Source organism: Streptomyces iconiensis (genome assembly GCF_028657195.3).
Classification (GTDB): domain Bacteria; phylum Actinomycetota; class Actinomycetes; order Streptomycetales; family Streptomycetaceae; genus Streptomyces; species Streptomyces iconiensis.
In genome coordinates this window covers 1-8,642 of record NZ_JANCPR020000098.1, presented here as the reverse complement: position 1 = coordinate 8,642, position 8,642 = coordinate 1, and the positions used below count along the sequence as shown (strand labels likewise).

Sequence of the window (8,642 nt, the reverse complement as noted above, 5' to 3'; positions counted from 1 at the left end):
GCACCACCGGCGCCGCTCGCAGTGCCCGCGCCACCCGCGGCGCCCGCACCCGCACTACCGGCAGCACCCGCTCCGGCGCCACCCGCGCCACCCGCGGCGCCCGCACCCGCGCCTCCCGCAGCGGCGGCGGCGCTCGCGCCGCCCGCGACCGCGGCGCCGCCACCACCGGTGATCAGCGCACCGAACGCCTTCGCGCCGCCCGCCGTCGCGAACCACCCGATGAGCGCGACCGGCACCAGCACGCGGATGTGCTCATTGAGGTCCCTGACCTCCAGCGCCGCCTTGCTGCACTCCGGGCACTCCTCCAGGTGCTGCGCGAGCCCGCGTTCGGCCCGCATCCGCAGGCCGCCCCGCGTGTAGGCGCCGAGCCGGTCGGCAAACCGCGCGCAGTCCCCGCCCGCTGTCCGCGCCTGGCTCACATGCGCCTGGAGGTACGCCTGCTTGAGGTTCTCGCGCGCCCTGTGCGCCGCCGTCGCCGTCGCACCCTTCGACTTGCCGAGCAGCGGCGCCACGTCCTGCGGTTTCGCGCCCTCGACGGCCGTGTGCCACAGCACCGTCCGGTCGTACTCGGACAGGCTCTTGAACGCCTGCACGACGAGCGTCTGCTCCGCCTCCTGCATGGCCCGTACATCGGCGCCCAGGTCGAGCGTCTCCTCGTCCGTCGCTGCCGACGCGCTGGCAGCGGACTGCACGAACACCGCGAAGTCGTCCACCAGTTGCTCGCGCTGCCGCGTCCTGGCCCACGCGGCGGCGACATGCCGCACCGATGTCAGCAGGTACGCGCGTACGGAGGTCTCGGGGCCCTTGCCGCCCCGTACGGCCTGGAGGGTGCGCGCGAAGACCTCGTTCGTCAGGTCCTCCGCCGTGTGCCCGTCCCGGCAGCACGTACGGGCGTAACGGCGTACGGGCTCAGCGTGCCGGCGGTACAGCGCGTCGTACGCCTCGGCATCGCCGTCGCGCATCCGCGTGATCAGCACGGCGTCGGACGCACCCGTGTCCCGGCGCCTCCTGCGCTGCTCCGGAATGCCCGACCCGGTGGTCGGCCTCGCGCCTGTGCCCGTATCCGTATCCGAAGCCGGGGCTTCCGCCGATGCGCCGTCGCTCCGTGAGCCTTCGGACGGCGTCCTCTCCGACGGCGACCATGCGCTCTCCGACGGGTGCGGGCCGCCCTGCCCCGGGACCTGACGTGAAAGGGCTCCGGACTCCTGACCAGGGTCCCGATTCTCGTCAACTCCCATGGCGCCAGCCCCCGTCCGCGCGGTCACAGCGAAACATCGCGACAGCGTGCCACAGGGCCCTGGGCCGAGAACACGACAAACACATCAACCACCCGACCGGGGCGATTCGCACAGTTCTGCGACGCGCCCCGGCCGACGGCAGGTCGGTCGTCCTTGTCGTTCTCGCCGTTCCCGCGGTTCTCGCCCTTCTCGCTGATTCAGCGCGAGGGACGTGACCGCAGCCCTTCCAGCAGGATGTCCAGCAGCCGCGTGGAGGCGGCAGCCTGCTGAGCGGCATCCGGCAGCGAGGGCGCGGCCGTCGCTATCACGAGCAGTACGTCGCCGACCGTCACATCGGTCCGCAGCTCACCCGCCTCGCGGGCCCGCTCGACCAACTGGCCTACCACGTCGAGCAGTTCGGCCGAACCCTGGTCCTCGTCGAGTTCACCGAACCCGGTGTCGGCGTCGCTCTGCCCGACCCCGTTGCCGACTCCGCTCCCGCCCCCGTCCAGGGAGGCGGGCCGCTCCACGAGCCGCAGCCCGGGCTGCCCCTCGTGCTCATGCGGAACCGGAGCGCGCTGCTGCGGCACCCGCGCCGCGGCATCCACCCAGCCCTCGGCGCGCAGTATCCGGGGCGGCAGCAGCCGCCCCGCGCCCGAGGCCACGGACGTCCGCAGGAAGCGCGAGAGCGCGGACCACGGCTCGTCCTCCTGGCCGAGTGCGGCACGCGCCTGCTCGGTGAGCCGCGCGGTCTCCTCCTCGGCTATGCGCCTGACCAGCACGTCCTTGCTGGGGAAGCGGCGGTAGACCGTCCCCACCCCGACCCGTGCACGCCGTGCGACGTCCTCCATCGGTGCGCCGTACCCCAGCTCGCCGAAGACCTCGCGTGCCGCGCGCAGCACGTGCTCCAGATTGCGCTGCGCGTCCACGCGCAGCGGTGTCGAACGGCTCGTCGGGGCGCTCGTGGCGCCGCCTCCCGTGCTGACCGGAGCCCGGTCGGTTCCCGGGCCGGTCGTGCCCGGTACGGTCTGGCCTTCCTGAACGGCGGAAACCGCCGTCGGAGCCAACTGAGAGCCGTGAATACCCTGAATGTGCATCGTTGTTCCCCCGGTAATCAATGTCTCCCCCCGGAGACCCCGCCTCTGCGGCCGGGATGCGATGCACTGGTCGTCACATGTCGCACCCCGCTGGGATACGAACATAGTTGAGCCCAGGTCGTGAGAGAAGGGGGCGGTTCCGCACGGACCGCCCACCCGGGGAACCAAGCGCCTCGCAGGCCCGCTCCAGGAGCCACCCCGGCCCCCCGCGCGCCCCGCATGACCTGCGTGCTTCCTGGCCCGCACAGCACTGGAAGCACAACCGGCGCCCAGCGCGCGGCAGTCACATGATTCCCGTGGCCTGTGGACAAACCCGGGGCTGAGGGTGCGTCATGGACGGGTGACGAAGGCCACGAAGGAACCCGCGCGCATCCTTGTCGTCGGCGGCGGCTACGTCGGCATGTACACCGCACTGCGACTCCAGCGCAGCCTCAAGAAGCGGCTCGCACCGGCGCCCTACGGCCTGGAGGACGCAAAAGAGCAGGACAGAGGCGCGCAGGCCGCGAGCCCGCACGGCACAAGCACGCGCGACACAGGCGCGCGGGACGGCACCGCATCGGGCGGAGAGGTCCACATCACCGTCCTGGACCCCGACCCGTACATGACGTACCAGCCCTTCCTCCCCGAGGCGGCGGCCGGTTCCATCTCGCCGCGGCACGTCGTCGTCCCCCTGCGCCGGGTGCTCGACAGGTGCCAGCTCATCGTCGGCGAGGCCCGCAGCATCGACCCCGTCCGGCGCGTGGCGCACATCAGCACGCTCGCCACCGCCGAGGCCGACGCGGCGCGCGGGGCCGCCCCTGGTACCGAACCCACCACGGTCGAACTGCCGTACACGGAACTGGTCCTGGCCCCCGGCTCCGTCTCGCGCACCCTGCCCGTACCGGGCCTCGCCGAGCACGGCATCGGCTTCAAGACGGTCGAGGAGGCCATCGGGCTGCGCAACCATGTGCTCGAACAGCTCGACATCGCCTCCTCGACCCGCGACCCCGCCGTGCGCGACGCCGCGCTCACCTTCGTCTTCGTAGGCGGCGGCTACGCGGGGGTCGAAGCACTCGGCGAACTGGAGGACATGGCCCGCTACGCCTGCCGCTACTACCACAACATCGACGCCGACGACCTGCGCTTCCTCCTCGTCGAGGCGAGCGGGCGCATCCTTCCGGAGGTCGGCGAGGAGATGGGTACGTACGCGCTGCGCGAGCTGCGGGCCCGCAACATCGACGTACGCCTGGAGACCCGTCTCGACTCCTGCGAGAACAGGATCGCGGCCCTCAGCGACGGCTCGCGCCACCCCGCGCGGACCCTGGTGTGGACGGCCGGCGTCAAGCCGCACCCCGTCCTCGCTGCCAGCGGCCTGCCCCTGACCTCCCGTGGCAAGCTCAGGTGCGAGGCCACACTCCGGGTGGCGGACACCGAGCACGCCTGGGCGGCCGGCGATGCCGCGGCCGTACCCGATCTGACGGCGGACGCAAGCGGAGAGCCCGGCGCGGAACCACCGCTGTGCGCCCCCAACGCCCAGCACGCCGTACGTCAGGCCCGCCGTCTCGCCGACAACTTGGCCGCGGCCCTCGACGGAAAGCAGGCCACCCCCTACCGTCACGCCTACGCCGGATCCGTCGCCTCTCTCGGCCTTCACAAAGGCGTGGCGCATGTGTACGGCCGTAAACTCAAGGGCTACCCCGCCTGGTTCATGCACCGCGCCTACCACCTCAGCCGCGTCCCGACCTTCAACAGAAAGGCCCGCGTGCTGGCCGAATGGGTGCTCGCCGGCCTCTTCAAAAGGGAGATCGTCTCCCTCGGCTCACTGGAGCACCCACGCGCCGAGTTCGAACTCGCGGCCACCACGGGACGCCACCCCGGAGCGAGCTGACCAGCACCGGGAACTGCCCGCCAGGCAGGGGCGTCTGACGAATGTCGGCGCTGTGAGCCACACTGGACGTGTGACCATGGGTGGGTCCCCATCTGCGAAGAGTGACCCCTCAAGCGAACAAGCGAACCACACAAGGAATCGGACGACCGTGAACTTCACGCGCTGGAGCGCCCGACTGCCCGGCACACAGCGGCGCACCGCTGCCGCCCAGGCGGCGATAGAGGCGCAGCAGCCCTCGTCCGACACCCCGGTCACGGACGGCGCCGACCCGACCGGGCCCTCTTCGGGGGACGACCACGACGCGAGCCCTGACGCCGACCCGGTCGATCCCGGGGCACAGCCCCGGAACGCCGACGGCGCCTGCTTGCCCCACGCCGACCGCGCCTCCGAGAGCCCCACCGTGCCGGGAGCACGCGACAGCGGACGCCCCACGGGCGCACAACCCCCGCAGCAGCGTGGCGTCGACGCGCTCTCCGTACACGGTCTGCTCGGCCAGGTCCCCGCCCCCGTCGCGGTCGTCCAGGGGCCCGACCACCGCATCGTCTTCGTCAACGACGCCTACGCCTCCGTCTTCGGACCCCGCCCCACAGGAGCAGCGGCCCGCGCCTCCCTGCCCGAGCTGGTGGAGCTGGGCCTCCTCCCGCTCATGGACCAGGTACTGCGCAGCGGCAAACCCCGTACGGTCAAGTCCCGCCGTGTGCCGGGCCCCTCGGGCGCCCGCGAGCCCCGCGACGGGTACTACACGTTCACCTGCACCCCTCTCACCACGGCCGGCGACAGCGGCGTACTGATCTTCGCCGCCGAGGTCACCGACCAGGTCGAGGCCGCCGAGCGGCTGCGCACCAGCGAACGCCGCCAGCGCGAGGCCGCCGTCACGCTGCAACGCAGCCTGCTGCCCCAGGAGTTGGAGCAGCCCGACGACCTCCGCGTGGCCGCCACGTACCAGCCGGGCGGTACGGAAGCGGCCGTCGGCGGCGACTGGTACGACGTCATCACCCTCGGCGCAGGCCGTACGGCCCTCGTCATCGGCGATGTCATGGGCCGAGGTGTACGCGCCGCAGCCGTCATGGGGCAGCTCCGCACGGCCGTACGCGCCTACGCGCGCCTCGACCTCCCGCCCCACGAGGTGCTGCAGCTCCTCGACGGACTCGCCGCCGAGATCGACGCCAACCAGATCGCCACCTGCGTCTACGCCGTCCACGACCCCAACGAGGGACGCCTCAGCTACGCCTCGGCCGGCCATGTCCCCGTCCTCGTACGCGACCCCGACGGCACCGTCCACCGCGCGTCCGAACACACGGGCCCACCCCTGGGCACCGGTGGCTGGCTGCACACCTCGGGCGCCCTGCCCCTGGCGCCCGGCGCGACCGCGGTGCTCTACACCGACGGCCTCATCGAACGCCGCGACGCCGACATCGACGAGGGTGTCGAAGCGCTCGAACGCGCCTTCTCGGGAGCCACGGGTTCACCGGAGATCATCTGCGACCGCATCCTGCGCGCCCTCGACATCACCGCGGAGCACGACGACGACGTGGCGCTCCTCGTCCTCCAGCACCCCGTACGCACGGGCCCGGACGCCGAGCTGTTCCACAACGCCGCGCTCGACCTGCTCGGCGGCACCGAAGCCGCCCCGCGCGCCCGCGCGTTCGCCTCCGGGGTGCTCGCCTCCTGGCGCTTCCCCTCCGAACTGCGCGACCTCGGCGTGCTGGCGGCCAGCGAACTGGTCGCCAACTCCCTCCAGCACGGCACCCCGCCCATGCGGCTGCGGCTGCGCCGTACCGACCGCCGCCTCATCGTCGAGGTGACCGACGGCGACGACCGGCTGCCCCGCCGTCAACGCGCCGAACCCGCCGACGAGACAGGCCGCGGCATCTCCATCGTCGCGACCATCGCCTCGTCCTGGGGCTCCCGCCGCACACCGGGCGGTGGCAAGGCGGTCTGGTGCGAGTTCGCCCTCCCGGGCAAGTGACCCGACGACGCCGGGCAGCCTCCGCGCGCCCAGCTCTCAGGCCCGGCACTCGAACGAACGACTGACGATCGAGGCACGGCACCCGGGCGGAGGCTCAGGCGGAGCTGCCCACCCGCTCGGGCTCGCCCGCCACGGCGGCCCCGGCCCCGCCCCGGGCCACCACGAGCGACGCGGGCCGGTCCTCGCGCTCGGACAGCCGCCGCCCCATCAGCAGGGCCAGCCCACTGATCCCCAGCGAACACACCACCAGCATCCCGATGTAAGCGCCGTAAGCCCCGCCCGCGGCCATCAGCCCGCCGATCGCAGGCCCGATGGCCAGAGCGAGCTGCTTCACCAGCGCGAAGGCCGAGTTGTACTGCCCCACCATGCGTGCGGGCGCGAGGTCGGCGACCAACGGAGCCATCGTCGGCGACAGCATCGTCTCGCCCACCCCGAACAGCGCGTACGTACCGATGAGCAGCGCCGTCGCCACGGCCTGCGAGCCGTGCACCAGCCCGGAAGCCCCGGCAGCCAGCCACGCGACGGTCCAGATCAGCCCGACGACCGCCACGACCCGGCTGCGCCGCCGCCGCTCCACCAGCCGCAGCACCACGAACTGCGCGATCACGATCATCGCCGTGTTGGCTGCGAGCGCCACCCCGAGCGTCGCGGTCGAGATCCGCGTGACCTCCACGGCGTACGCGGACAGCCCCGACTCGAACTGCCCGTAGCAGCTGAAGAAGACCACGAACCCCAGGACACACAGCAGCACCATCGAACGGTCCCGCAGCAGCAGGCCCCACCCGGAGGGAGAGGGCGCCGACGCAGCCCCGGCGGCGGAGCCCGGACCCGAACCTGCCTCCGTACTCGCAGCCACCGCGACCGGCGCCTCGACAGGGCGCGTCACCCGCACCTTCGCCAGCACGCCGAGCAGCACCAGGAACATCGCCGCCTCGATGGCGAAGAGCCGCGTGAAGCTGCCGGGATCGTGCTCATTGACGAGCAGACCGCCGAACAGGCCGCCGACGCCGAGCCCCAAGTTGTTGAGGAAGAACTGCGTGGCGAAGGCCCGCGACCGCGTGGCCGTCGTCGAGCACCAGACGATCATCGTGGCGAGTGCCGGCTGGAGCACGGCGATACCGGCGCCCATCAGCGCCGAGGAGGCGAGCACGGTCGACCCGGTGCTCGACAGCCCGAAGCCCAGCGCACCGAGCGCGGCGGCCACAGCGCCGACGGCCACCATGACCATGGGCCCGCGCCGGTCGATCACCCGCCCGGTGAACGGCAGCACGACGAGCGCGGCGGCGGCGAACGCGGCCAGCACCGCTCCAGCAGTGCCGTCGCCTAGTTCCCGCACCCGCGCGACGTACACAAAGAGGAACGGCACCGTGAAGCCGTTGCCGAACGCTGCCAGCGCATTACCGAGCTGGATCCGCCGCAGCGCGGCAGCCATCGCCGTGGTCACACTCACCTGCCTGAGTCACGAGAAGGGGAAGAGGGAGAAGCGGCTTCGAGACTTCGAAGCTAAAGTTCGATGCTAAAGACTACACAGGGCAAGGGTTTAGTGCCAACCTGCTTCCGTGGGATACTCCGGGCATGCCGGAGCGACTACCGACCCTCGACGAGCAGATCGCGATCTACCAGCGCGAGTACCGCGACCTCGACCCCCAGGTCGAGAAGGTCGTGAACGCCCTGAGCCGTCTCGACCGACGTATGAACGTCGCCTACGGCCGCCAGCTGGCGACCCTCGGCCTCACCAGCCCCGAGTGGGAGGTACTCAAAGAACTCGTCATGGCGGGCAGTCCCTACCAACTGTGGCCCGGCACCATCGCCAAGCGCCTCGGCCTGACCCCCGCGGCCATGACCCACCGCATCGACCGGATGCTCACCCAGAGCCTCGTCACCCGCGAACCGGATCCCGACAACCGGGTCCGCGTCATCATCGGCCTGACCGACACCGGCCGGGAGAAGTGGCTGGAGGTCATGCGCAAGGCTTCTGTCTTCGAGGAAGAGCTGCTCCAGGACCTCTCCAGCCCGGAACGCGGCCAGCTCGGCGAACTGCTCACCCGCCTCCTGCGCCGCGTCGAAGACGCCCAGCCGGACGCCGGCGGACGCCTGACAGACCTTGATTAACGGCCAGTTGACAGGCCAACGGGTGATCCGTAAGGTTCCCCGAGTTGCCAGCCAGCCGAAACCGGTTGATGGCAGCACTTCCGCCGTCCGACGGCATCCACTACTTCAGTGCGACTCCCCTTCGCAGGGGTTCATTCGGCATGCCGAATTCTCTTGCGAAAGGCTCGATTTTGAGCCTGGCGGGGAAATCCTCTAAAGTAGTGAACACGCCGGAAGGCACCCCGCCGACAGGGGAAATCAGAATCGGAAACGGCCCGGAAACGGACCGGAAAAGATCTGGTAGAGTCGGAGACACACCGAAAGGGCCCCGGTCCTTTCAAAACGGCCCGGAGGAAACCCGGAAGGGAATCCAAAGGAAGCGTCCGTTCTTTGAGAACTCA

6 protein-coding genes are annotated in these 8,642 nt (G+C 71.3%); 3 read left to right on the top strand and 3 right to left on the bottom strand.

The window, feature by feature from the left end; translation table 11 throughout:
• On the bottom strand, positions 1–1,238 hold a 1,238-nt coding region (locus NMN56_RS42675; protein ID WP_430542855.1), incomplete at its 3' end, for a sigma-70 family RNA polymerase sigma factor.
• A 197-nt stretch (positions 1,239–1,435) separates the two neighbouring features.
• Positions 1,436–2,314 (bottom strand): TetR/AcrR family transcriptional regulator, encoded by an 879-nt coding sequence (locus NMN56_RS42670; protein WP_274045479.1) that lies wholly within the window; start codon positions 2,312–2,314, stop codon positions 1,436–1,438.
• 400 nt (positions 2,315–2,714) lie between these two features.
• Here NMN56_RS42670 and NMN56_RS42665 point away from each other — a divergent pair, with 400 nt between their 5' ends.
• Together NMN56_RS42665 and NMN56_RS42660 are read left to right on the top strand one after the other, a co-directional pair.
• Positions 2,715–4,181 carry an NAD(P)/FAD-dependent oxidoreductase gene (locus NMN56_RS42665; protein ID WP_430542856.1) on the top strand — a complete coding sequence of 489 codons (1,467 nt, stop codon included), beginning with the start codon at positions 2,715–2,717 and terminating at the stop codon, positions 4,179–4,181.
• Positions 4,182–4,329: 148 nt separating this feature from the next.
• The gene (locus tag NMN56_RS42660; protein ID WP_274045477.1) at positions 4,330–6,150 is read left to right on the top strand and encodes an ATP-binding SpoIIE family protein phosphatase; all 1,821 of its coding nucleotides are present in this window, start codon (positions 4,330–4,332) and stop codon (positions 6,148–6,150) included.
• Between the two features lie 94 nt (positions 6,151–6,244).
• Here the strand turns inward: NMN56_RS42660 and NMN56_RS42655 are convergent, their stop codons facing one another.
• Positions 6,245–7,582, bottom strand: coding sequence for an MFS transporter (locus tag NMN56_RS42655; protein WP_274045676.1), 1,338 nt, complete (start codon positions 7,580–7,582; stop codon positions 6,245–6,247).
• A gap of 143 nt (positions 7,583–7,725) precedes the next feature.
• On the opposite strand from NMN56_RS42655, the gene NMN56_RS42650 reads away from it, so the two are divergent.
• The gene (locus tag NMN56_RS42650; RefSeq protein ID WP_274045475.1) at positions 7,726–8,262 is read left to right on the top strand and encodes a MarR family winged helix-turn-helix transcriptional regulator; all 537 of its coding nucleotides are present in this window, start codon (positions 7,726–7,728) and stop codon (positions 8,260–8,262) included.
• Positions 8,263–8,642: the final 380 nt, after the last annotated feature.

Bases quoted from the DNA above. Each gene is read 5' to 3' on its own strand.
- NMN56_RS42670 (WP_274045479.1), bottom strand. From the start codon at position 2,314: ATGCACATTCAGGGTATTCACGGCTCTCAGTTGGCTCCGACGGCGGTT.
- NMN56_RS42665 (WP_430542856.1), top strand. From the start codon at position 2,715: ATGTACACCGCACTGCGACTCCAGCGCAGCCTCAAGAAGCGGCTCGCA.
- NMN56_RS42655 (WP_274045676.1), bottom strand. From the start codon at position 7,582: ATGGCTGCCGCGCTGCGGCGGATCCAGCTCGGTAATGCGCTGGCAGCG.
- NMN56_RS42650 (WP_274045475.1), top strand. From the start codon at position 7,726: ATGCCGGAGCGACTACCGACCCTCGACGAGCAGATCGCGATCTACCAG.